The sequence below is a fragment of the Cellulomonas algicola genome, assembly GCF_003851725.1.
Classification (GTDB): Bacteria; Actinomycetota; Actinomycetes; order Actinomycetales; family Cellulomonadaceae; genus Cellulomonas; species Cellulomonas algicola.
This window is the reverse complement of the sequence record NZ_BHYL01000424.1, coordinates 1-1,122: the sequence shown is the minus strand read 5'-3', so window position 1 is coordinate 1,122 and position 1,122 is coordinate 1. Positions and strand designations below refer to the sequence as shown.

The 1,122-nt window shown below is 79.8% G+C and carries 2 protein-coding genes; both read left to right on the top strand.

Annotated elements, in window-relative coordinates; translation table 11 throughout:
* On the top strand, positions 1-935 hold a 935-nt coding region (locus CTKZ_RS21800; RefSeq protein ID WP_160142945.1), incomplete at its 5' end, for an SWIM zinc finger family protein.
* On the top strand, positions 932-1,122 hold a 191-nt coding region (locus tag CTKZ_RS20365; RefSeq protein ID WP_200829858.1), incomplete at its 3' end, for a DUF5691 domain-containing protein. The genes CTKZ_RS21800 and CTKZ_RS20365, both read left to right, overlap by 4 nt.

Below are 1,122 nucleotides of genomic sequence, written 5' to 3'. Positions count from 1 at the left end.
ACCCCGAGGCGGCGACGCGCCGCGCCGAGCAGCGAGCCGACCGCGTCGCGGGCGGTGTCGCGGACCTGCGCCGGTGGCTGCGCGACCAGCTGGCGGCGGGGCTCGCCGGCGCGGACCGTGCGGGGTACCGGCCGTACGAGCAGGTCGCCGCGCGGCTCGTCGACGCGCAGGCGCCGGGGCTCGCGGACATGGTGCGGCGGCTGCCGTCCGTCGCGGCCTCGGGCGACGGCTGGCCCGGCCGCCTGCTCGACGAGCTCGCGATGCTCCACGTCCTGGTCGAGGCCCACGACCGGATCGGCGCGCTGCCGACCGAGCTCGCAGCGGTCGTGCGGCGACGGATCGGGCAGCCGACCCGGACGGAGGACGTCCTCGCGACGCCCCCGGTGCGCGACACGTGGGTCGTGCTGTCGCAGACCGACCGCGTCGACGGGCGCCTCACGGTGCGCCGGGTCCACCTGCACGGGCGCGCGACCGGGCGGGACGTCGCCGTCGTGTCGTTCGCCGCCGCGGCCGGACAGCCGCTCGACGCGTCGCTCGTCGTCGGGACGGAGCTCGACGCGGACGTCCACACCTACCCCGGCGACCCGCTGCGGGCGCTCGTGGGCACGCGGCACTCCGACGCCGTCACCGCGACCGCTGCACCTGCGGCCGTCGGGCTCGCGGACGTCGCCGCGGTCTGGTCGGCGACGCTCGAGGCCGACCCGTGGGCGTCGACGGTGCCGGTCGTCGCGGGGCCGGTCACGGTCGGCACGGACGGGCAGCGGTGGTGGCTCACGGACGGCACGGACGCGCACGCGCCCGTCGCGGCGGGCGTCGAGCCGTGGGGGCTGCTCGCGGTGTCGGGCGGTCGCCCGGTGACCGTGGCGGCCGACCGCACGGCGACGGGCCTCGCGCCGCGCGCCGCCTGGACGACCGAGGGGCTGGTCGCACTGTGAGCGACGACCTCGCGACCGCCGCGCTGCTCGGCACGGACCGTTCGCCCGCACCGCCGACGACGACCGACCCGGTGCTCGCGGACGCCGCCGCCGGGCTCCCCGAGCGCGACGACCCGGCGACCCGGCTGCTGGACGCGGCCGCGCTCGCCGCCACGGCCCGCCGCGCGACGGGCAGCCAGGTGGTCGC